General features: G+C 72.3%; 19 protein-coding genes and 1 tRNA gene. 15 read left to right on the top strand and 5 right to left on the bottom strand.

Features of this window, described 5'->3' with window-relative positions; translation table 11 throughout:
- Positions 1 to 373: 373 nt before the first annotated feature.
- From ispD to ABT001_RS05820, 9 genes are all read left to right on the top strand, one after another.
- Entirely contained in the window at positions 374 to 1,135 is a 762-nt protein-coding gene (ispD, locus tag ABT001_RS05860; RefSeq protein WP_502967426.1) for a 2-C-methyl-D-erythritol 4-phosphate cytidylyltransferase, read from the top strand.
- The gene (gene ispF, locus ABT001_RS05855) at positions 1,125 to 1,652 is read left to right on the top strand and encodes a 2-C-methyl-D-erythritol 2,4-cyclodiphosphate synthase (RefSeq protein ID WP_351272908.1); all 528 of its coding nucleotides are present in this window, start codon (positions 1,125 to 1,127) and stop codon (positions 1,650 to 1,652) included. Before ispD ends, ispF begins: the two co-directional genes overlap by 11 nt.
- Positions 1,653 to 1,774: 122 nt before the next feature.
- A complete protein-coding gene (locus ABT001_RS05850; protein ID WP_351272906.1) occupies positions 1,775 to 2,353 on the top strand; it encodes a GNAT family N-acetyltransferase in 579 nt (192 codons plus the stop codon).
- 36 nt (positions 2,354 to 2,389) lie between these two features.
- Entirely contained in the window at positions 2,390 to 3,901 is a 1,512-nt protein-coding gene (locus tag ABT001_RS05845; protein WP_351273095.1) for an ABC transporter substrate-binding protein, read from the top strand.
- A 4-nt stretch (positions 3,902 to 3,905) separates the two neighbouring features.
- Entirely contained in the window at positions 3,906 to 5,615 is a 1,710-nt protein-coding gene (locus ABT001_RS05840; RefSeq protein ID WP_351272903.1) for an ABC transporter permease subunit, read from the top strand.
- Complete coding sequence (locus ABT001_RS05835; protein WP_351272900.1) at positions 5,612 to 6,871, top strand: MFS transporter; 1,260 nt, start codon at positions 5,612 to 5,614, stop codon at positions 6,869 to 6,871. Before ABT001_RS05840 ends, ABT001_RS05835 begins: the two co-directional genes overlap by 4 nt.
- A gap of 54 nt (positions 6,872 to 6,925) precedes the next feature.
- Positions 6,926 to 8,326 carry a cysteine--tRNA ligase gene (gene cysS / locus ABT001_RS05830; protein WP_351272898.1) on the top strand — a complete coding sequence of 467 codons (1,401 nt, stop codon included), beginning with the start codon at positions 6,926 to 6,928 and terminating at the stop codon, positions 8,324 to 8,326.
- A 106-nt stretch (positions 8,327 to 8,432) separates the two neighbouring features.
- Complete coding sequence (gene rlmB / locus ABT001_RS05825) at positions 8,433 to 9,389, top strand: 23S rRNA (guanosine(2251)-2'-O)-methyltransferase RlmB (protein WP_351272895.1); 957 nt, start codon at positions 8,433 to 8,435, stop codon at positions 9,387 to 9,389.
- Between the two features lie 223 nt (positions 9,390 to 9,612).
- Positions 9,613 to 11,250, top strand: a complete 1,638-nt coding sequence (locus ABT001_RS05820; protein ID WP_351272892.1) for a DoxX family membrane protein — start codon at positions 9,613 to 9,615, stop codon at positions 11,248 to 11,250.
- A 70-nt stretch (positions 11,251 to 11,320) separates the two neighbouring features.
- On the opposite strand, the gene ABT001_RS05815 is transcribed toward ABT001_RS05820, so the two are convergent.
- From ABT001_RS05815 to ABT001_RS05805, 3 genes are all read right to left on the bottom strand, one after another.
- Positions 11,321 to 12,040: a nucleotidyltransferase family protein gene (locus ABT001_RS05815; protein WP_351272890.1), complete on the bottom strand. Its 720-nt coding sequence runs from the start codon at positions 12,038 to 12,040 to the stop codon at positions 11,321 to 11,323.
- 36 nt (positions 12,041 to 12,076) lie between these two features.
- Positions 12,077 to 12,490, bottom strand: a complete 414-nt coding sequence (locus ABT001_RS05810) for a hypothetical protein (protein ID WP_351272887.1) — start codon at positions 12,488 to 12,490, stop codon at positions 12,077 to 12,079.
- A gap of 235 nt (positions 12,491 to 12,725) precedes the next feature.
- Entirely contained in the window at positions 12,726 to 13,862 is a 1,137-nt protein-coding gene (locus ABT001_RS05805) for an ABC transporter ATP-binding protein (RefSeq protein WP_351272885.1), read from the bottom strand.
- Between the two features lie 176 nt (positions 13,863 to 14,038).
- On the opposite strand from ABT001_RS05805, the gene ABT001_RS05800 reads away from it, so the two are divergent.
- A tRNA-Thr gene (locus ABT001_RS05800) sits at positions 14,039 to 14,116 on the top strand.
- Positions 14,117 to 14,152: 36 nt separating this feature from the next.
- Here ABT001_RS05800 and ABT001_RS05795 read toward each other — a convergent pair.
- Positions 14,153 to 14,737, bottom strand: coding sequence for a TetR/AcrR family transcriptional regulator (locus tag ABT001_RS05795; protein WP_351272882.1), 585 nt, complete (start codon positions 14,735 to 14,737; stop codon positions 14,153 to 14,155).
- A 242-nt stretch (positions 14,738 to 14,979) separates the two neighbouring features.
- Here ABT001_RS05795 and ABT001_RS05790 point away from each other — a divergent pair, with 242 nt between their 5' ends.
- Genes ABT001_RS05790 through ABT001_RS05775 form a run of 4 tightly spaced genes read left to right on the top strand, consistent with a single transcriptional unit; the run spans position 14,980 to position 19,826 of the window.
- Complete coding sequence (locus tag ABT001_RS05790) at positions 14,980 to 15,579, top strand: (2Fe-2S)-binding protein (RefSeq protein WP_351272879.1); 600 nt, start codon at positions 14,980 to 14,982, stop codon at positions 15,577 to 15,579.
- A complete protein-coding gene (locus ABT001_RS05785) occupies positions 15,576 to 16,568 on the top strand; it encodes an FAD binding domain-containing protein (RefSeq protein WP_351272876.1) in 993 nt (330 codons plus the stop codon). The genes ABT001_RS05790 and ABT001_RS05785 overlap by 4 nt, the downstream gene beginning before the upstream one ends.
- The gene (locus tag ABT001_RS05780) at positions 16,565 to 18,694 is read left to right on the top strand and encodes a xanthine dehydrogenase family protein molybdopterin-binding subunit (protein ID WP_351272873.1); all 2,130 of its coding nucleotides are present in this window, start codon (positions 16,565 to 16,567) and stop codon (positions 18,692 to 18,694) included. The genes ABT001_RS05785 and ABT001_RS05780 overlap by 4 nt, the downstream gene beginning before the upstream one ends.
- Entirely contained in the window at positions 18,687 to 19,826 is a 1,140-nt protein-coding gene (locus ABT001_RS05775; RefSeq protein WP_351272871.1) for an XdhC family protein, read from the top strand. Before ABT001_RS05780 ends, ABT001_RS05775 begins: the two co-directional genes overlap by 8 nt.
- A gap of 34 nt (positions 19,827 to 19,860) precedes the next feature.
- Here ABT001_RS05775 and ABT001_RS05770 read toward each other — a convergent pair whose 3' ends face one another.
- Positions 19,861 to 21,261, bottom strand: a complete 1,401-nt coding sequence (locus ABT001_RS05770; protein WP_351272869.1) for an NAD(P)/FAD-dependent oxidoreductase — start codon at positions 21,259 to 21,261, stop codon at positions 19,861 to 19,863.
- Between the two features lie 87 nt (positions 21,262 to 21,348).
- Here ABT001_RS05770 and ABT001_RS05765 point away from each other — a divergent pair, with 87 nt between their 5' ends.
- A complete protein-coding gene (locus ABT001_RS05765) occupies positions 21,349 to 22,236 on the top strand; it encodes an aminoglycoside phosphotransferase family protein (protein WP_502967428.1) in 888 nt (295 codons plus the stop codon).
- Positions 22,237 to 22,254: the final 18 nt, after the last annotated feature.

The raw sequence follows: 22,254 nt of genomic DNA, 5'->3' as shown, positions 1-22,254 counted from the left end.
TGATCGCACGGCGCCGGTGAACTGAATCCGGTGTCGGGTATATATGCCGCGGTGCCCGCTGACCAGCCGTCTTCACGGTGGGTCGTCGGGCGCTGCGGCATGTTCGGATCCGAAGGGATCCGTCCGGAAGCCGACCGGAAAGCCGGAGAGCGGCCGGAAAGCGGAAAGCCGACCGGTGCGGTCTCCGGTGCCGTTCCCTCAGCAACCTCCACCGAGCCGTGCCGCGGCTTGGCCGACCAGGGGTCACGGAAGGGGTCCCGGTCAGGTCAAGGCGTAGAGCCCGGCTCGCCCCCCACCTACGGTCGGGGGCACGTCCAGGCCATACCCACGTCCGCCGTGGAAACAAACCTGCCGAAGCTTCGGAGTGCAACCGATGTCACCGATGTCACCGATGCCTGATGGACCGAGCCCCCGCACCGCGGCGGTGATCCCCGCGGCGGGCCGCGGCGTCCGGCTCGGCCCCGGTACCCCGAAGGCGCTGCGCGCGCTCGGTGGTACGCCCATGCTCATCCACGCCGTGCGCGCCATGGCGGCCTCCCGCGCCGTCACCCTCGTCGTCGTGGTCGCGCCCCCGGACGGCGCGCCCGAGGTCAAGAACCTCATCGACGGGCACGCGCTGCCCGAGCACACCGACTACGTCGTCGTCCCCGGTGGCGCGACACGTCAGGAGTCCGTGAAGCTCGGCCTCGACGCCCTGCCCGACGACGTCTCCGTCGTGCTCGTCCACGACGCGGCCCGGCCCCTCGTGCCGGTCGACACCGTGGACGCCGTCATCGAAGCGGTACGCGCCGGGGCTCCCGCCGTCGTTCCCGCGGTTCCCCTCGCCGACACCGTCAAGGAGGTCGAGCCGGGCGAGCCGGGCATACCGGAGCCGGTCCTCTCGACCCCCGCACGAGCACGGCTGAGGGCCGTGCAGACGCCCCAGGGCTTCGACCGGGGCACGCTCGCCCGGGCGCACGGGAGCGTGGCCGTCGAAGGTGAGGGCGCGACCGACGACGCGGGCATGGTCGAACGGCTGGGCTCGCCGGTCGTCGTCGTACCCGGCCACGAAGAAGCGTTCAAGGTGACCCGGCCCCTGGACCTGGTCCTCGCGGAGGCCGTTCTCGCACGCCGGAGGGCGAACGATGGATTCTGAAGCAGCGAAGCGGCAGCGGCCGGCTCCCGTGATCCCGCTCGTCGGCATCGGGACCGACATCCACGCCTTCGAGGAGGGCCGCGAGCTCTGGTGCGCCGGGCTGCTGTGGGAGGGCGAGGGCCCCGGTCTCGCCGGGCACTCCGACGCCGATGTCGTGGCACACGCCGCCTGCAACGCCCTGTTCTCGGCCGCCGGACTCGGTGACCTGGGGCAGCACTTCGGTACCGGCCGCCCGGAGTGGTCGGGCGCGTCGGGTGTCACGCTCCTCACCGAAGCGGCCCGCATCGTGCGCGCCGAAGGCTTCGGGATCGGCAACGTCGCCGTGCAGGTCGTCGGTCTCCGGCCGAAGATCGGCAAGCGGCGCGACGAGGCCCAGAAGGTGCTGTCCGACGCCGTCGGCGCCCCCGTCTCGCTCTCCGCCGCCACCTCCGACGGCCTTGGGTTCACCGGCCGGGGCGAAGGCATCGCGGGCATCGCGACCGCTCTGGTCTACCGCGCCGAGGACGCCGAGGGCTGAGGCCCGACCCGCCCGCCTTATTGCACATCGCTTGCACGTACGCTGGTACGGCAAGTGATGTGCCGTACGGCCGAGAGCGAGGGTGAGCGTCAGTGGTGAGTGCGACGGCCGGGGCGACGAGGATGCCGGACGCGCCGGCCCGTACGGACGGGTACGTCCTGCGGACCGCCACCGTGCGGGACGTCGGCGGCGCCAGGGCCGTGATGCTGGACACCGTCTATCACGACCTGCGCTCGGGCTACGTACCCCGCTGGCACGCCGACATCATCGACCTCGAGGGCTCCTACCTGCGCCCCGAGCGCTGCACCCTCCTGGTCGTCGTGCGCGGGGACGAGGTCGTGGCGACGGGCGCCGTACGGGACCGGGGCCCCCAGGCGCCGCCCAATCCGCAGTGGGTCGCGGACCGCTTCCCCTCCGGTTCGACGGCCCAGCTGTGCCGGATCTACGTACGGCCCGAGCACCGCAGGCACGGCCTGGCCCGCGCGCTCGTGCGGGAGCTCGGGAACTTCGCGGCGCGGGCGGGCGGCTACACCTCGCTCTACCTGCACACCGATCCGGCCGTGCCGGGCGCCGAACCGTTCTGGCGGTCGCTCGCCCATGAGGTGTGCGACGAGCGCGCGTTGCCGGGCGGCGGCCAGAGCGTCATCCACTTCGAGCTGCCCATGCCGGCCCCCGACGGCCTGACCGTCCCGCACATCTGATGATAATCGTTTCCATATAGGGTCTCCGTCATGCCTATGCCCCGAAGCCGCCGCACCCCGCTGCCGGTCATCGCCGCCACCGCGGCCCTGCTGCTCCCGCTCGCAGCCTGCTCCTCGTCGAGCGGCTCCGGGACATCCGGTGACGCGCAACGGCTCCGGGTCGTCATGGCCTTCCCGCCCGCCCAGGCCATGTCCCCCTACGGGGACGACGCGGTCACCCTCAGCCGGCTCGCCGTCATCGAGGGCCTCACCACCCTGGACAGGAACGGCGCCGCCCAGCCGGCCCTCGCCGCGTCCTGGAAGCAGGACAACCCCACCACCTGGACGTTCACCCTCCGCGACGCCGTCTTCCAGGACGGCGCGAAGGTCGACGCCGACGCCGTCGTCCGGTCCCTCACCGCCGCGAGCAAGGCGTCCCCGCTGCCCAGGGTCCTGTCCGACACCACCCTGAAGGCGACCGCCACGGACGCCGGCACCGTACGGATCGTCACCGAGGAGGCCGACCCGCTGCTTCCGCAACGGCTCGCCAACCCGTCCCTCACGATCCTCTCCGCCGCCGCCTACGAGAACGGCAAGGCGAACCCCGCCGGGCACGCCACCGGCCCCTTCACCCTGACCGACGTCAAGGGCGCGGTCGCCGCCACCCTGGAGCGCAACGCCGACTACTGGGGCGACAAGGCGAAGGCCCCGGGCGTCGACGTCACCTTCGCCGCGGACGGCACGGCCCGCGCCAACGCGCTGCGCACCAAGGCCGTCGACGTCGCCGAATACGTACCGATCTCCCAGGCGTCCCTGCTCGGCGACTCGTACGTCCACGAGTTCCCGTCCGCCCGTACCAACGGCCTCTCGCTCAACACCGGAAGCGGAGTCTTCGCCGACCCTGCCATGCGCGCCGCCGCCCGCGAGGCCATCGACTCCGAGGCCCTGGTCGACGGCGTGTACGAGGGCCGCGCCGACACCGCGCAGGGGCTCCTCGGCCCCGGCATCCCCTGGGCGGCAGACGAGCGCACCGCGCCCACCGGCCGCACCCCGGCGGCGAGCCGCGGCGAGGTGGCGAAGACGAAGAAGATCGTCCTCGCCACCTACACCAACCGGCCCGAACTCCCCGAGGTCGCGACACTCGTGCAGCAGCAGCTGGAGAAGCGCGGCTTCACCGTCGAACAGGTCGTCCGCGACTACGCGCAGATGGAGGCCGACGCGCTCGCCGGGAAGTACGACGCGTTCATCCAGGCGCGTAACACCCTGCTCGACACAGCCGACCCCGTCTCCTACCTCGCCTCCGACTTCACCTGCGACGGCAGTTTCAACATCTCCCAGCTCTGCGACAGGAGCGTCGACGCCGCAGTGGACAAGGCCGCCTCACTGACCGCCACCGACGCCCGCCACAGCGCCGAGATGACCGCCGAGGCCGCCGTCCTCGGCGCCGACGCGCTCGTACCGCTCGTCCACGAACGCTTCGTCCAGGGCTACGACGACACCCGCGTCGAAGGCGTCGCCCTCGACCCGATGGAACGCACCCTCATCACCGCCGACACCCGCCTCGGGTGACCGCGTGAAGTACCTGGCCGGGCGGCTCGGCACGCTGCTGGCCGTCGTCGCCGTCATCGGACTGCTGCCCTGGCTGACCCGCACCGACCCGGCGCTGACCATCCTCCACGCCCGCTACGCCGACCGCCCGCCCACACCGGACGTGCTCGCCGCGATCCGCGCCGAGACCGGACTGGACGGCGGCCCGCTGCACGTCCTCGGCGGCTGGGCGTCCGGCCTGCTCCGCGGCGACCTGGGCGAGTCCTGGGTCTCCGGACAGCCGGCCGGCCCCGACGTGACCTCCGCACTCGGGGTCTCCCTCACCCTCATGGGCGCCTCGCTCGCCGTCGCCGCCCTCCTGGCGCTCGCCCTCGCCGCCGGAACGCTCCGCAAGGGCGCCCGCCGCCGGCTCGTCACCACCCGGGCGGGCGTCGGCGCCGCCGTGCTCGCCGCACTGCCGGAATTCCTCCTCGCCGCCGTGCTGTGCACCGTCCTCGCCGTACAGCTGGGCTGGTTCCCCGCCCTCGGCTGGGGCGGCGCCGACCAGCTCGTCCTGCCCGCCCTCGCCATGGGGGTCCCCGCCGGTGCGCTGCTCGGGCGACTGCTCGACGACGCGCTGCCCGCCGCGTTCGCCGAACCCTGGGCGCGCGCCGCCACCGCCCACGGCATGCCCGCCCGCCGCATCGCCGCCCACGCCCTGCGCCGCATCCTGCCCGCGCTGCTGCCCCAGCTCGGCCTCGTCGTCGTAGGCCTCACCGGTGGCGCCGTCGCCGTCGAGACGCTGTACGCCATACCCGGGCTCGGCGGCACGGCCCTGTCCGCCGCCCTCGCCCAGGACCTGCCCGTCCTCCAGGCCTGCGTGCTGCTCCTGCTCCTCCTGGGCGTCGCCGCCGGACTCGCGGCCCGGCTCGCCTCCAGGACCCTGCTCGGCCCCGCCCGCACCGACGGCGCCCTCCCTCCGCTCGTCACGCCCACCCTCCCCACCCGACGGGCCGTGACCCTCGGCGCGGCGTTCCTCGGGGCCCTCCTCGTCGCCGTCGTCCTCACCGGCCTGCTGCGCGACCCCCTGTACGCCGACACCGCGGCCCGCCTCGCGTCCCCCTCGGCGGCCCACCCCCTCGGCACCGACCCCCTGGGCCGCGACGTCCTGGCCCGCCTCGGCCACGGCGCCGCCACGACCGTGCTCACCGCCATCGCCGTCGGCGCCGTCACCCTGCTCCTGGGCCTGCTCGCCGGGGCGGCCCGCGCCGGTGCCCTCACCGAGACGGCCAACGCGCTCCCCGCGGTCCTGGCCGGCCTCGTCGTCGCGGGGATCGCCGGTCCCGGCGCCCTGGGCGCGGCCGCCGCCGTCACCGCCGTCGCCTGGGCGCCGCTCGCCGCCCACACCTCCGCCCTGTACGCCCAGGAACGCGCCGCCCCGCACGTCACCGTCGCCCGCGCCCTCGGCGCCGGACCCTGGCACCGGATGCGCCGCCACATCCTGCCGGGCGTCCTGCCACCCGTCGTACGCCACGCCGTCCTGCGCGTCCCGGCCATCGCCCTGGCACTCGCCTCCCTCGGCTTCCTCGGCCTCGGCACCCCGGCCCCAGCACCCGAATGGGGCCGCATGCTCTCCGAGAACATGGCCTACGCCGAACGCGCCCCCTGGGCCGTCCTCGCCCCCGCCGCCGCCCTCGCCGCCCTCGGCGCGCTCGCGGTGCTGACCTCGGCGGCCGTACGGGGCAGGGGACGGTGACGACTCCGGCCGCGGTGAGCGCCCCGCCGGACCGGACGCCGGAACCCAAGCCGTACCTCCGGCTCCTGACCGCCACCCAGTTCGCCTTCAACACCGGCTTCTACGCGGTCCTGCCCTACCTCGCCACCCACCTCGGCGACGGGCTCGGCATGGCGGGCTGGCTCGTCGGACTCGTGCTCGGCCTGCGCACCTTCAGCCAGCAGGGCCTCTTCGTCGTCGGCGGGGCCCTCACCGACCGTTACGGCCCCAGGCCGGTCGTCCTCACCGGCTGCGTCCTGCGCATCGCCGGATTCTGCTGGCTCGCCCAGGCGGGCTCCACCCCCACCGTCATCGGCGCCGTCCTCCTCATCGGATTCGCCGCCGCCCTCTTCTCACCCGCCGTCGAATCGGAGACCGCCAGGGCCGCCGTCGCCCACGAGGCCGAGACCGGGAGGCCGCGCGCGCAGGTGCTGGCCGTGTTCTCCGCCGCCGGTCAGGCCGGAGCCTTCCTCGGCCCGCTGCTCGGCAGCCTGCTGCTGCTCCTGGGCGGCGGATTCCGGACGGCGTGCCTCGCCGGGGCCGTGGTCTTCGTCGGCGTACTCGCCGGACACGCCCGCCTCATGCCCCGCAGGCCGCGCCGCGTCCGTACCACGCGGGTGGGCGCCGTCCTGCCCCGCGAGGTCTTCGCCAACCGGCCCTTCCTGGTGCTCTGCCTCGTGTACAGCAGCTATCTCGTCTCCTACAACCAGCTCTACCTCGCCCTGCCCGCCGAGGTGGAGCGGGCCACCGGCTCCCAGAGCGCGCTCGGCGGACTCTTCGCGCTCTCCTCCCTGCTCGTCGTCGCCGCCCAGCTCCCGCTGACCCGCTGGTCCGCCCGCCGGGTCGCGCCACGGACCGCCCTCGTCGCGGGGCTCGCCGTCGTCGCCGCCGGATTCGCCGCGGTGCCCCTCACCCCGGACGGGCCCGCCGGGCTGCTCCCCGGGGCGGTACTCGTCGGCCTGCTCACGCTCGGCCAGATGCTGCTGGTCCCGGCCGCCCGGGGGCTCGTACCCGACCTGGTCGACGACGACCGGCTCGGGCTCGCCACCGGAGCCCTGTCCTCCGTGTCGGGCCTGGCCGTCCTCGTGGGCAGCGCCGCCACCGGAACGCTGCTCGGCACAGCGGGCCCCGTCCTGTGGACGGTGCTCGCCGCTGTCCCGCTGGCCGGCGCCCTGCTCGCCCTGACCCTGACCGCCGGGCGGCGGGAGCCCGACACCGCTGTCACCGATCGGTTGTGACACGTTTTCCACAGGGGGCGCGGGGCACTGGTGCGGGCCCACTACCCTTGAGGGGTGACTATTCGCCTGCATGACACCAACGCCCGGCAGATTCGTGACTTCGTCCCGCTCACAGCGGGCTGTGTCTCGATCTACCTCTGTGGCGCCACGGTGCAGGCCGCCCCGCACATCGGGCACATCAGGTCCGGGCTGAACTTCGACATCATGCGCCGCTGGTTCGAATACCGCGGCTACGACGTCACGTTCATCCGGAACGTCACCGACATCGACGACAAGATCATCAAGAAGTCCGCCGAGCAAGGCCGCCCCTGGTGGGCCATCGGCTACGAGAACGAGCGCGCGTTCAACGCCGGCTACGACGCCCTGGGCTGCCTCCCGCCCACGTACGAACCGCGGGCCACCGGCCACATCACCGAGATGGTCGAGATGATGCGCGGCCTCATCGAGCGCGGACACGCCTACGAGGCCGACGGCAACGTCTACTTCGACGTCCGCTCGTACGAGGGATATCTCGAGCTCTCCAACCAGGACCTCGACGACCTGCGCCAGCCGTCCGGCGACGGTGAGACCGGCAAGCGGGACCAGCGCGACTTCGCCATGTGGAAGGCCGCCAAGCCCGGCGAGCCCAGCTGGGAGACCCCGTGGGGCCGCGGCCGTCCCGGCTGGCACCTGGAGTGCTCCGCGATGGCGCACAAGTACCTCGGTACCGCCTTCGACATCCACGGCGGCGGCCTCGACCTGGTCTTCCCGCACCACGAGAACGAGATCGCCCAGGCCAAGGCCTTCGGCGACGCCTTCGCGGCGTACTGGGTGCACAACGGCTGGGTCACCATGGCCGGCGAGAAGATGTCGAAGTCCCTCGGCAACTCCGTGCTGGTCAGCGAGATGGTGAAGGCCTGGCGCCCGATCGTCCTCCGCTACTACCTCGGCACCCCGCACTACCGCTCCATGATCGAGTACAGCGAGGACGCGCTGCGCGAGGCCGAGTCCGCTTTCGCGCGCATCGAGGGCTTCGTCCAGCGCGTCATGGAGAAGACCGGGGGACCGGTCGAGCCGGCGGCGGAGGTGCCGCCCGCCTTCGCCGAGGCCATGGACGACGACCTCGGTGTCCCGCAGGCGCTCGCGATCGTCCACACCGCCGTCCGGCAGGGCAATTCCGCCCTCGCCGCCGACGACAAGGAAGCCGCAGTCGCCCGCCTTGCCGAGGTGCGTGCGATGCTCGGCGTCCTCGGCCTGGACCCGCTCGACCCCCACTGGGCGGGCGAGAGCGACCGCGGCGAGGATCTGCACGGCGTCGTCGACACCCTCGTACGGCTCGTCCTCGACCAGCGCCAGTCCGCACGCGAGCGCAAGGACTGGCCCGCGGCCGACGCGATCCGCGACCAGCTCAACCAGTCCGGCCTCGTCATCGAGGACAGCCCCAGCGGACCCCGGTGGTCTCTCGGACCGCGCTGAGCGGACCTTCGCACCATGCGTGAGCAGCGCAAATGTGCCGCCCGGCCGTCCGGGCGGCACACTTTCACTTGACGACGTCTTTCTGAAGCAACGAAACAGGTAGGTCATGGCCGGGAACAGCCAGCGCAGGAACCGCCGCACGTCCAACAAGAAGGGCATGCAGGTCGGCAGCGGCGGTAACCGACGCCGTGCTCTCGAAGGCAAGGGACCGACGCCGCCCGCGTCCGCCCGTAAGGGACACAAGAAGAACCGGGTGGCGAACGCCCAGGCCAAGCAGGCCGCCGCCCGCCGCCCCGCACCGCGCCGTGGCGGCGCCAAGGGCACGTCGGAGATGGTCGTCGGCCGTAACCCGGTCTTCGAGGCGCTGCGTGACGGCGTCCCCGCGACCACCCTCTACGTCCAGCAGTACATCGACAACGACGAGCGGGTCCGCGAGGCACTCCAGCTCGCCGGTGAGCGCGGCAACATCCACCTCATGGAGGCCCCGCGTCCCGAGCTCGACCGGATGACGAACGGCCTGAACCACCAGGGCCTCGTCCTCCAGGTCCCGCCGTACGAGTACGCACACCCGGAGGACCTCACCGCCGCCGCGTACGACAACAACGAGGACCCGCTGATCGTCGCGCTCGACGGCGTCACCGACCCCCGTAACCTCGGCGCGATCGTCCGGTCCGTCTCCGCCTTCGGCGGCCACGGCGTCGTCGTTCCCGAGCGCCGGGCGGCCGGTATGACCGCCGGAGCCTGGAAGTCCTCGGCCGGCACCGCGGCCCGGACCCCCGTCTCCCGAGTCACCAACCTGACGCGCGCCCTGGAGGGCTACCAGAAGGCGGGCCTCACCGTCGTCGGCCTCGCCGCCGACGGCGAGCACACCGTCGAGGACCTGGAAGCCCTCGCGGGCCCCGTCGTCATCGTCATCGGCAGCGAGGGCAAGGGCCTCGGCCGGCTCGTCGGCGAGACCTGCGACTACCGGGTCAGGATCTCCATGCCGGGTGGCGCCGAGTCGCTGAACGCCGGCGTCGCCGCGGGCATCGTGCTCTACGAGGTGGCACGCCGCAGGGCGTGACGCCGCCGAAGGACGGCCCGGGTAGCGCTCCCGAGGCCGTCCACGCTCGGTCCGTCGGGCCGGTCGGCCGTTCTCATGGCGGCGCCGGGTCCGTGGGCCTACGCGGGTGGACGAGCGGATATCGAACAGGAGCTCCCGTTCGGTAGGAGTTGGCTGGAATTGACGGGTCGCGGACACTCCCGACGCGTCAAGGCAGTGTCCTAATCACACATCACTCGGTTAGATGAGTGTGGACACCAGAACGCCTCGGTTCGACGATCAACCCGCCCTGAGCATGACAAAGGTGGACAGCGACCCCGCGCAGGTCATCGTCAGCCACGCCAGCTTCAGGGTGCAGCTCGCCCCGGGTCAGCGCACCCGTCTGCGCCCCGTGGGCTCCGCCGGACCGGTCAGGATCCCCGCCATGGGGGGCGCGGGCGGACGCAGGCGGGCCCCCGTCGTCTGGAGCGGCAGGTCCGAACCGGGCGACCCCGGAGCGACCGGACTCCTGCAGGCCGTACGGAACTCCACCGCCGGCCACCTCGACACCCGCCCCGGCGGAGACTTCGCCCCGGGACACGACGACGCGGCCATCGGCACCCAGGTCATCCCGCGCCTCGACGAGACCCAACCCAACCCCGTACTCGGGCCCCACCAGCCCGGAGGCGCCCGCACCGGGCCGCTGCTCCCCCCGATGCGGCAGGCCGTCGGCGCCTACGACACTGTCGGCACGCCGTCCCACGACGCGTACGACCTCACCTACGACGCCGGGCCCGACGCCGAGGACCAGGACAACACCTCGGCCACGGAGCGGCGTCACGCCACCGACGACGTCCGGCACGCCTACTACCCCGGCCGAAGGATGAACCTCGGGGTCGTTCTCCTGCCCCTGCGCGTCATCCTCGGCTTCCTCGCCATCTACACCGGCATGGGCAAGCTCTGCGATCCCGCCTACTTCGACGGCGGCGACCGCGGCTCCATGGTCAAGTGGCTGACCTCGCTGCACCCCTGGAGCGCCGCCGAACCCCTGCGCGACTTCGCGCTCTCCCACCCCGTCGCCGCCGGGCTCTCCGTCGCCTTCCTCCAGGTCGTCGTCGGAGTCCTCACCGTCCTCGGGCTCTGGCAGCGCGTCGCAGCGGCCTTCGGCGTCCTGCTCTCCGCCGCCATCCTGGTGACGGTCAGCTGGCGCAGCGCCGCCGCCTACGACACCCCCGACATCATCCTGCTGGCCGCCTGGAGCCCGCTCGTCATCGCCGGCGCCCCCGTCTACTCACTCGACGGACGCCTCGCGGGGGAGGCCTGGCGCACGCTCGGCCCGCGCTCCGCGATCTGGGACCTCCGCCGCCGCGTGCTGCGCCGCGGCACCGTGGTCGCCACCGTCGTCGTCGGTCTGACCCTGCTGGTCGGCTCCATGCTCGGCGGGGCCGTCCGCTCCACCGAGGTCGTCACCGTGCCGGGTCCCGACAGCTATCCGACCAACCAGCTGCCGGGCTCCCCCCTCCCCGACACGTCTGAGGACAAGCAAGGCAAGCCCTCACGGACCCCGGACGGCGGGACCCCCGAGGCGACCCCCTCCAGCGCACCCGGCGGCACCCCGTCGGCCGAGGAGCCCACCCAGGGCTCCGACTCCACCGGTGACTCCACCCCGACGGCCGGGGCGAGCACGGGTCAGCCCAGCCAGACCCAGGGCACCGGCCAGGCACCCCCGCAGGAACCGGCCCCGCAGGAACCCCCCGTCGGCGACGCGGGCCCCACCTCGTCCGGCTCCGCCGACTCCGGTGGCACGACCGGCGGCGCGGACGAGGGCGGCTCCACCGGCGGATCCGACGACGGCTCGACCGGCGGCGCCGGCCGGAACCCCATCGGCGGTCTGCTCGGCTGACACCGACACCGCACGCCCCGAGGGCGGTCACCGGCTTCCGGTGACCGCCCTCGCATACGTACGGCGGGTCTCAGGCGCCCGTGTGGGAGCCCAGCTCCTTCGCCGCCTCCGTGAGGTCCTTCGCGGTGTCGATGGCCCGCCAGTACGCCCCGTGCGGCAGCGGAAAACCTGCCAGCCGACGCTCACGGGCCAGCCGGGGGAACGTCGTCCGCTCGTGGTCGCCCCGGTCCGGCAGCATCGCGGTGAACGCCGGCGAGAAGACATACACGCCGGCGTTGATCAGATATGGCGACGGGGGCGACTCGATGAAGTCGGTGATGTGCCCGAACGCGTCGGTCTCCACGGCGCCCCACGGGATGCGCGGACGGGCGAGCGCGAGCGTCGCCGTGGCGTCCCGCTCCGCGTGGAACGCGGCCATCTCCCGCAGCGAGAAGCGGGTCCAGATGTCGCCGTTCGTCGCGTACCAGGGCTCCGACGGATCAGGGAGCCGGGTCGCGGCATGCTTCAGACCGCCGCCCCGGCCCAGCGGCTCGGTCTCGACGACGGTGGCGACGCGCAACGGAAGGTCGGCCGAGTCCAGCCATTCCTGCAGGACATCGGCGAGATGGCCGCACGAGATCACGGCGTCGGTGACGCCCTCGGCAGCCAGCCAGGACAGCTGATGGCCGATGATCGGGGTCCCGGTCCCCGGGATCTCGACCATCGGCTTGGGGCGGTCATCGGTGTAGGGGCGCAGCCGTGAGCCCTGACCACCCGCCAGGATCACGGCCTGCGACGGAAACGTATGCATGCCAGGCACGATATGCCGTGCCCGGACATGCCCGGCTCAGCTGAACTGCGCGACGCCCGAGGCGAACGAGGTGTCGCAGACCGGACGGGAGAAGCGGTGGGCACGCGTCGGACCGTACTGGTCGACGGCGGCCTTGCCGAGCGCCTTGGCGATCGACATGCAGTGCTTCGCGAGGGAGGGCCGTCCCTCGACGGTCCGCTGGAGGCTCGTCAGAGCGGCCCCAGGGTCCTTCTCACGGAGCTCCAGCAGGAGCTTGTCCCGCAGAACGTCCTGAGGGGCCCGGGCCTTCGCCCGCTTGGACACGGTCTCCGAGGCGGCGGTCAGCAACTGGGTTTCGGTGTCCTGCCCCGACCACTGCACACGGGTGACCGCGAGGGTCCCGGACAGAACCATGACGACGGGCAGTACGAGAGCTAGGGTTCGGCCGATTCGGCGCGCGGTGTGGGTCACGCAGGCGAGCGTAGCGGTCAGTGATGACCTGGCGACATTTCGTCACCCCTGAGAGGGATGGTTCGAGTGGCCTTTTCGAATTCGGCGTTGACGGGCTGGGGTGAATCGGCCGGTGCGCCGGGGAATTCCGCGTATGCCGGATCCGAAACCCGATTCCGCCCCAGGACACGCGAACGGCCCCGCCCACCCTCGGAGCGAGGGCGGACGGGGCCGTAGCGGCTCGGAGCAGGAGGGCTCAGGCGGTCAGGCGCTCACCGGTCGACGTGGCGAAGACGTGCAGCTCCTCCGGGCGCGGCACGACGTGCAGCTCCGTGCCCTTCTCCGGAACGGCACGGCCGCCGACGCGGACGACCAGGTCCTTGTGCTCGCCACCGACCTGCGCGCCACCGTAGACGAATCCGTCGGCGCCGAGCTCCTCGACGACGTTGACGGAGACGGCGAGGCCGGCCGGCGCGTCGGACGAGGCCTTGGAGAGGCCGGTCGCGGCGGCGCCGCCGTGCTCGACGATGTCGAAGTGCTCGGGGCGGATGCCGACCGTGACGGTGCGGTCACCGCGGTCCGCGGCGGCGGAGAGCGCCGCACGGGAGACCGGGACGACGCTGTTGCCGAACTTCACGCCACCGTCGGTGATCGGGACCTCGACGAGGTTCATCGCCGGGGAGCCGATGAAGCCGGCCACGAAGAGGTTCGCCGGGCGGTCGTACATGTTGCGCGGCGAGTCGACCTGCTGGAGCAGACCGTCCTTGAGGACCGCGACGCGGTCACCCATGGTGAGGGCCTCGACCTGGTCGTGGGTGACGTACACGGTGGTGATGCCGAGGCGGCGCTGCAGCGAGGCGATCTGCGTACGCGTCGACACGCGAAGCTTGGCGTCGAGGTTCGACAGCGGCTCGTCCATGAGGAAGACCTGCGGCTCACGCACGATGGCACGGCCCATCGCCACACGCTGACGCTGACCACCCGAGAGCGCCTTCGGCTTCCGGTCCAGGTAGTCGGTGAGGTCCAGCATCTTGGCGGCCTCTTCGACCTTCGCCCGGATCTCCGTCTTGTTGATCCCGGCGATCTTCAGCGCGAAGCCCATGTTGTCCGCGACGGACATGTGCGGGTAGAGCGCGTAGTTCTGGAACACCATGGCGATGTCCCGGTCCTTCGGCGGCAGGTGCGTGACGTCGCGGTCACCGATGCGGATCGCACCGCCGTTGACGTCCTCGAGACCCGCGAGCATGCGCAGGGAGGTCGACTTGCCGCAACCGGAAGGACCGACGAGGACGAGGAACTCGCCGTCCTCGATGTCGATCTCGAGCTGGTCCACAGCCGGCTTGGTGGAGCCGGGGTAGACGCGGGACGCCTTGTCGAACGTGACACTGGCCATGACGATGCTTCTCCTCAACCGGCAGGAACGTGCCGGACGGTCCGAGTAGGGAGTGGTGTGGTCCACTGGAGTGAACCTGAGGTGAACCTACCTGGCGTTTTCGGATCTGTCAGCAGTCCGAGGTCCCGAATATCGAGCAGGTTCCGGTCCTGAGGTTGGTTACACTGCTTCCGCGCGCCTCCTTAGCTCAGTCCGGCCAGAGCAACGCACTTGTAATGCGTAGGTCGTCGGTTCGAATCCGACAGGGGGCTCCACGAAGGCCCAGGTCAGGCACCCCTGACCTGGGCCTTTCAGTTGTTGCCGCCCGAAGCCCCCGCCCGCAGCCCGCCCATGACCAGGTCCAGGAGGCGGGTGGCACGGGGTTGCCAGTCGCCGTGGGGGTCGAGTTGCCAGAGGCCGGCGATGGCGAGGACGAAGTCGTCCGCGGTCACTCCCGGGCGGATGGTGCCCGCCTCTTCGGCGGTGCGGAGAAGGAGTTCCGCCGCTGACGTGATGGGGGTGGGGTCCGGCTTGGCGGGGCTGCCCGGGGCGCTGGTGGCCTGGCGTATCGCGACTGCGAGGCCGGCCTTGGTCATGGCGAAACGGGCGAGGTGGTCCATCCACTCGCGTAGGGCGTGGTCGGGCTCGTGGGTCCTGAGGAGCTCGGTCGCGGCGTCGGCGACCTGCCGCATCTCGTGGCGGTAGATCTCCAGGACGAGGGCCTCGCGGCTGGGGAAGTTGCGGTAGAGGGTGCCCTGGCCGACGCCCGCCTTCTTGGCGATCACGCTGAGCGGGGCGTCCGCGCAGAGTGTCAGCTCCGTCAGGGCCACTTCCAGGATGCGTTCGCGATTTCGCTGCGCGTCCGAGCGCAGGGGGGCGTCCTTCTTCTGCCGCACTCGTCCTCCTCGCGGATCCGTGGCCGAATCCCGTCCTTGCGTAAGCGGACAACTGTCCATTACGTTTTCCGGTGAGCGGACAGCTGTCCGGTTAGGTTCACCTTAGCGGTGCGCGGCCGGGACGGACAGCTGGCGGTCGACACCGGCTCTCATTCTCCTTCCCTGCGACTTCGCGTCTTCCGTTTCCTTTTCTGCCGGACCCTCCTCGCGATGTGGTCCGGACATGCGAAAGAAGGCTGATCATGGCCCCCACGCCCCCGACGACGCACAGTGCCATCACCCTGAACATCAACGGCGAGAAGCGCGCGCTGACCGTCGACCACCGCACCACCCTGCTCGACGCCCTGCGTGAGCGCCTCGATCTGACCGGTACCAAGAAGGGCTGTGACCAGGGGCAGTGCGGTGCGTGCACCGTCCTGGTCGACCAGCGCCGGACCGTCGCCTGCCTGCAGCTGGCCGTGGCGGCCGAGGGCCGGGAGATCTCCACCGTCGAAGGACTCGCCGAAGGCGAGCAACTGCACCCCGTGCAGCAGGCGTTCCTCGATCTCGACGGCTATCAGTGCGGCTACTGCACGCCGGGACAGATCTGTTCGGCCATCGCGATGATCGAGGAGCACGCCGCCGGCTGGCCGAGCGCCGTCACCGACGACGTACGCCCCGAAGCCGGGCCACCACCACTGACGCCGGAGGAGATCCGGGAGCGGATGAGCGGCAATCTGTGCCGCTGCGGCGCCTATGTGGCGATCGTGCAGGCGGTCGAACGCGCGGCTGGAATTCGTGCGGAGGCTGTCCGCGCCGAAGAGGGTACGCAGGACCAGGAGCGCGAGGGGGCTGCGGCATGAAGGAGTTCGGATACGAACGCGCGGTCGACGTCTCCGGTGCGCTCGCGCTGCTCGACGCCGACCCGGACGCCAGGATCCTCGGGGGCGGCACCAATCTCGTCGACCTGATGAAGACCGGCGTCGAGCGGCCCGGCAGGCTCGTCGACGTACGCGAACTCCCGTTGGACCGGATCGAGGTGGCCGAGGACGGCGGTCTGCGCATCGGTGCGACCGTCACCAACAGCGATCTCGCGGCGCATCCCGACGTGCGCCGTGACTACCCCGCGCTGTCCCAGGCGGTGCTGGCGGGCGCCTCCGGGCAGTTGCGCAACATGGCCACCGTCGGCGGGAATCTGCTGCAACGGACCCGCTGCGGCTACTTCGGCGACGTGACCAAGCCGTGCAACAAGCGTGTTCCGGGCAGTGGCTGCCCCGCGATCGAGGGCGAGCACCACAACCACGCGGTGCTGGGCGCCTCCGACCACTGCGTGGCCACCCACCCGTCCGACATGGGGGTGGCGCTGGCGGCCTTCGGGGCGCTCGTCTCCTACGAGACGGCCGACGGGCCGGGCCGGTTGCCCCTCGCCGAGTTCTACCTGCCGGTGGGCGACACCCCGCACCGTGAGACGGCCCTCCCGCCGGGGGCGCTGATCACCGGCGTCGTCCTGCCGCCCGCCCCGGTGGCCGCCAACTCCCGTTACCGCAAGGTGCGCGAGCGCGCCTCGTACGCCTTCGCGATCGGTTCGATCGCCGCCGCGCTCGACGTCCGTGACGGCGTCGTGCACGAGGTGCGCCTGGCCTTCGGAGCGGTCGCGTCCCGGCCGTGGCGGGCGCACACGGCCGAACAGGCACTGACCGGTGGACCGGCGGACGCCGCGGCCTTCGCCGCAGCGGCCGACGCCGAACTGGCGGCCGCCCGGCCGCTGCCGCACAACGCGTACAAGGTGACACTGATGCGCAACCTCGTCGTCGCCGTGCTGAGCGAACTCGCCGAGGAGGCCGCCCGATGACCACCACCACGACCGGTACCAGGACGACGAAGGCCGTCGGCACCGCCCACACCCGTGTGGAGGGCCGCGACAAGGTCACCGGGGCGGCCCGTTACGCGGGCGAGATCCCGTTCGCCGGTCTCGCGCACGGATGGCTGGTGTTGTCGACGATCACCCGCGGCCGTATCCGCTCGGTGGAGACCGGACCGGTCCTGGAGATGCCGGGCGTCCTCACCGTCCTGCACCACGGGAACGCTCCCCAGGTCGACACCGACTACATCGGCATGCTCGGCATGCCGCCGGACCCGACCGTCGCCGTGTTCCAGCACGACCGGGTGCCGCACGCGGGCTGGCCGGTGGCGCTGGTCGTCGCCGAGACGTCCGAGCAGGCCAGGGAAGCCGCCGAAGCGCTGGTGGTGCAGTACGAGGAGGAGCCGCACGACGTCACCTTCTCCGGCGCACTCCCCGACGCGGAGACGACGCCCGGCATCAGCGGGCCGGGGGTGACGGAGAAGGGGGACCTGGAGGCCGAGCTGGCCGGGTCCGCCGTCGTCCTGGACGCCGAGTACTCCACGCCCGAGGAGCACCACAACTCGATGGAGCCGCATGCGGTGACCGCGCTGTGGGACGGTGGCCGGCTCGAGGTCGTGGACTCCAACCAGGGCACTGTGTGGGTCGCGAACGAACTCGCGAGTCTCTTCTCGCTCGATCCGGCGTCGGTGCGCGTGCGGTCCGAGCACGTCGGCGGGGGCTTCGGGAGCAAGGGTGTCCGTGCGCACCAGGTGGCCGCGGTGATGGCGGCCACCTCCCTGTCCCGCCCGGTCCGCGTCGTCATGACGCGCCGTCAGCTGTTCTCGCTCGCCGGCTACCGGAGCCCGACGATCCAGCGGGTCCGGCTCGGTGCCGACGCCGAGGGCCGGCTGCGGGCGCTGGATCACAGCTGCGTGAGCGCCACCTCGACCGTGTACGAGTTCACCGAGCCGGGCGCCGGAGTGGCCCGGGTGATGTACGACGCGCCCGCCCACCGCACGGCGAACAGCGTCGTGCGGCTCGATGTGCCGAGTCCGACCTTCATGCGTGCTCCCGGTGAGGCGCCCGGATCGTTCGCGCTGGAGTCGGCGTTCGACGAGCTCGCGGAGAAGTGCGGCATCGACCCGGTCGAGCTGCGTCTGCGCAACGAGCCGGAGGTGGGTCCGGTCTCCGGGCTGCCGTTCAGTACCCGCAGGCTGCCCGAGTGTTTCCGCGTGGGGGCCCGGAGGTTCGGCTGGGCCGGCCGGGACCCGCGTCCCGGGCTGCGCCGGGACGGGCGCTGGCTGCTCGGTACCGGGACGGCGGGCGCCTCCTTCGGCGCCGGAGCGATGCCGTCCACGGCGGCCGCGACCGCGGAGGCCGACGGCACCTTCACCGTGCGGATCAACGCCGCGGACATCGGTACCGGGGCGCGTACGGCGCTCACGCTGGTGGCCGCCGACGCCCTCGACGTCCCGACCGAACGTGTACGCGTACGGATCGGCGACAGCGACTTCGGGCCGGCGATGATCGCCGGCGGGTCGATGGGCACCCGGTCGTGGGCCTGGGCGGTCACGGCGGCGGCCGAGGAGCTGCGGGGGCGTCTCGCCATGGGCGACGCCGTCCCGCCGGAGGGCATCACGGTGCGGTCGGACACGACCGAGGCCATCGGGGCCCTCGCGCAGAAGGAGCGGCACTCCTACGGGGCGCAGTTCGCCGAGGTCGCCGTGGACGTGACCACGGGAGAGGTGCGGGTGCGCCGCATGCTCGGCATCTTCGCGGCCGGGCGGATCGTCAACCCGCTCACGGCGCGCAACCAGCTCACCGGCGGGATGATCTGGGGCATTTCCATGGCCCTGCACGAGGAGGCGGTCAGGGACCGGAACACCGGCGCTCTGTACGGTGCCGACCTGGCGGGCTATCACATCTCCACGAACGCGGATGTGCCGGTCGTCGAGGCGGACTGGGTGGACGACCCGGACCCGGACGACCCGGTGGGGATCAAGGGCATCGGCGAGATCGGCATCGTGGGGGCGGCGGCGGCGATCGCCAACGCCGTCTGGCATGCGACCGGGGTGCGCCACCGCACCCTGCCCATCAGGCCCGATCGTGTCCTCACGGCGGGTTCTCGTGCTTGACATAGCCGACGAGCTGGCCCGTTGGGCTGAGGAGGGCCGGGAGTTCGCCGTGGCCACTGTCGTGGCTGTCGGCGGCAGCGCGCCGCGCGGTCCGGGCGCGGCGCTTGCCGTCGACAGTGGGGGCACGGTCATCGGTTCGGTCTCCGGCGGCTGTGTGGAGGGGGCGGTGTACGACCTGTGCGTCCAGGCGCTGGAGGACGGCGGGACCGTCGTCGAGCGGTTCGGCTACAGCGACGAGGACGCCTTCGCGGTCGGGCTTACCTGCGGCGGGGTCCTCGACGTCATGGTCACCCCGGTCGACGCGCGGTCGCCTGCCCGGGAGGCGGTCCGGTCGGCGTTGTCGGGCGCCGCCTCGGGCGGGCCGACGGCCCTGGCCCGGGTGGTCCGGGGCCCTGCCGGGCTCCTGGGCAGGGCGTTGTCGGTGCGTGTCGACGGGTCGTACGAGGGGTCGTGCGGCACCGGTTCCCCGGAGCTGGACAGGGCGGTGGCGGCCGAGGCGAGGGCGATGCTGGACGCGGGTCGTACCGGCACGTTCGACCTCGCGGAGGACGGGACCCACTGTCCGGGTGGCCTCACCTTCCTGGTGGAGTCGAGCCTGCCGCCGCCTCGGATGATCGTGTTCGGTGCGATCGACTTCGCGGCGGCGCTCGTCCGGGCGGGAAAGTTCCTCGGCTACCACGTCACGGTGTGCGACGCCCGTCCTGTGTTCGCCACCCGGGCCCGTTTCCCGGAGGCCGACGACGTGGTCGTGGACTGGCCGCACCGCTATCTGCGGCGCACCGAGACCGACGGGCGCACGGTCCTGTGCGTGCTCACCCACGATGCCAAGTTCGACGTTCCGCTGCTGACACAGGCCTTGAGGTTGCCGGTGGCGTTCGTCGGGGCGATGGGTTCGCGCCGTACCCATGCGGACCGTGACCGGAAGCTGCGGGAAGCGGGGTTGCGTGAAGCCGAGTTGGCCCGGCTCCGCTCGCCGATCGGCCTCGACCTGGGAGCTCGTACGCCGGAGGAGACCGCCCTGTCCATCGCGGCGGAGATCGTCGCGGCCCGGCGCGGTGGGACGGGCGTCCCCCTCACGGGTTCGGCGACGCCCATTCACCGCGACGGCGGACGGCGGGCGGAGGCCGCCTGAGGGGTGGTTCGGGGAGCCGGGACGCCGTCTGGTCTCAGCGTCGGCCCGCGATGCGGTCCGCCGCTTTCGCCAGGCGGTCCGTGCCGAGGTTCGGTGAGGCCGTCTCGCGGCGGTCTGCCGCGCGGTAGGCGGCGTAGAGGCTGTGGACGCCGAGCCAGCGGAAGGGTTCGGGCTCCCAGCGGCGGACCCTGTGGTTGACCCAGGGGAGGGCGGTCAGGTCGGTGGGGCCGGCCTGGCCGGAGTCCTGCTGGATCAGGTCGCGCAGGGTGCGGGCCGCGAGGTTGGCGGTGGCCACGCCGGAGCCGACGTAGCCGCCGGCCCAGCCGAGGCCGGTGGAGCGGTCCAGGGTGACGGTGGCGCACCAGTCGCGGGGGACGCCGAGTACGCCGGACCAGGCGTGGTCGATGCGGGTGCCGGCGGTGGTGGGGAAGAAGCGGACGAGCAGGTCGCGCAGGGCCTCGATGGTGGCCGGCTGGGTGCGCCCGTCGTGGTCGGTGGCCGAGGCGTAGCGGTAGGGGACGCCTCGGCCGCCGAGTGCGATGCGGTCGTCGGCGGTGCGCTGGGCGTACATGTAGGCGTGGGCCATGTCGCCGAGGGTCTCGCGGCCGTCCCAGCCGATGGTGTCCCAGAGGGACCTGGGGAGGGGCTCGGTGACGATCATGGAGGAGTTCATGGGGAGCCAGGTGCGCTTCTGGCCCTTGAGGCCCGCGGTGAAGCCCTCGGTGCAGCGCAGTACGTAGGGTGCGCGGACCGTGCCGTACGGGGTGACGGCGTGCTTGGGCTTGATCTCGGTGACGGGTGTCGACTCGTGGATCGTGACACCGAGGGCTTCGACGGCGTCGGCGAGGCCCTTGACGAGCTTGGCGGGGTGGAGGCGTGCGCCGTGCGGGGTCCAGCTGGAGCCGACGGCTCCGGACACGCGGATGCGCTCGGCGGTCTCGCGGGCGCCGCGCAGTACGCGGTCGGTCTCGCCGAAGGCGATCTCGACGGAGTAAAAGTCCTTGAGCCGGGCGAGCTGGGAGGGGGTGTGGGCGACTTCGAGGACGCCGCCGTGGTGGATGTCGGCGTCGATGTTCTCTTCGCCGGCGATGCGGATGACTTCGCCGACGGTGTTGTTCATGGCCTGCTGGAGGCGGACCGCGGCGTCGTGGCCGTGCAGTCTGGCGTAGCGGTCGCGGCCGGCGATGCCGTTGTAGAGCCAGCCGCCGTTGCGGCCGGAGGCGCCGTATCCGCAGAACTTGGCTTCCAGGACGGTGATGTTGAGGAAGGGGACGGCCTTCTTCAGGTAGTACGCCGTCCAGAGTCCGGTGTATCCGCCGCCGACGATGCAGACGTCGGCGGAGGTGTCGCCGGGCAGGGGTTCGCGTGGGGCGGGGGTTCCCTCGCCCGCGTACCAGAAGGATATGCCGCCGTTGACGGTACTGACGGTGCTCATGTGTCCCCTGCTTGTCCGTGTGCAGCCCAGTCGCTGGAGGGACGTTACCTCTACGCTCACGGTGTGATCGACGTACCGGATGACCTGATGGCGAATCTGAGTGAGCACAAGGGTGCGGCGGGACGGGCGTTCGCCGGTGCGCTGCCCCGGCTGGCGGGGAGGTTCCTGGAGGAGTGGGGGCTGCGGCCGGACGGCGCCGTGATGTGCGGGATGTGCGCGCTGGTGGTTCCGGTGGTGCGCGAGGCGGACGGGCGCGGGGCGGCGCTGAAGTTGCAGATGGTGGACGAGGAGACGGTGGGGGAGCCGGTCGCGCTGCGGGTGTGGGGCGAGGCGGGCGCTGGGGTGGTGGGTCTGCTGGAGCATGACGCGGCGACGGGCACGATGTTGCTGGAACGGCTGGACGAGCGGCGTTCGTTGACCGATGTGGCGGATGCCCGGGAGGCGGTGCGGGTGCTCGCGGAGTCGTTGGCCCGGCTGGTGCTCGTCCCGGCCCCGCCGGGGATGCGGCGGCTGGAGGACGCGGCCGCGCGGATGCTGGAGGAGACGCCGGGGGCGGTGGCCGGTCTGACGGACGAGGGCGAGCGGCGGCTGCTGCTGGACTGCGCCGCGGCGGTGCGGGAGGTGGCGGGGGAGCCGGGGGACCGGCTGCTGCACTGGGACCTGCACTACGCCAACGTCCTGGCCGGGCGTGCGGAGGAGGACCGGGCGGGGGAGTGGGTCGCCCTGGACCCGAAGCCCCTCGCCGGCGATCCCGGGTTCGAGCTGTTCCCGGCGCTGGACCAGAGGTTCGAGGCGTCCGAGGTGCTGTGGCGGTTCGATCTGCTGTCCGGGGTGCTGGGGCTGGACCGGGAGCGTGCGCGGGCGTGGACGCTGGGGCGGGTGCTGCAGAACGCGCTGTGGGGGATCCGGCGCGGGAAGCCGCGGTTGTATCCGGACCATGCGGAGATCGCCCGGCGGCTGCTGGGACGGGACTGAGGGGTGCGGGGCGGTCGT

Origin of the sequence: Streptomyces sp. NPDC002793 (assembly GCF_040295485.1) — a bacterium.
Taxonomy (GTDB): Bacteria; Actinomycetota; Actinomycetes; order Streptomycetales; family Streptomycetaceae; genus Streptomyces.
This window is presented reverse-complemented; position numbering and strand designations above follow the sequence as displayed.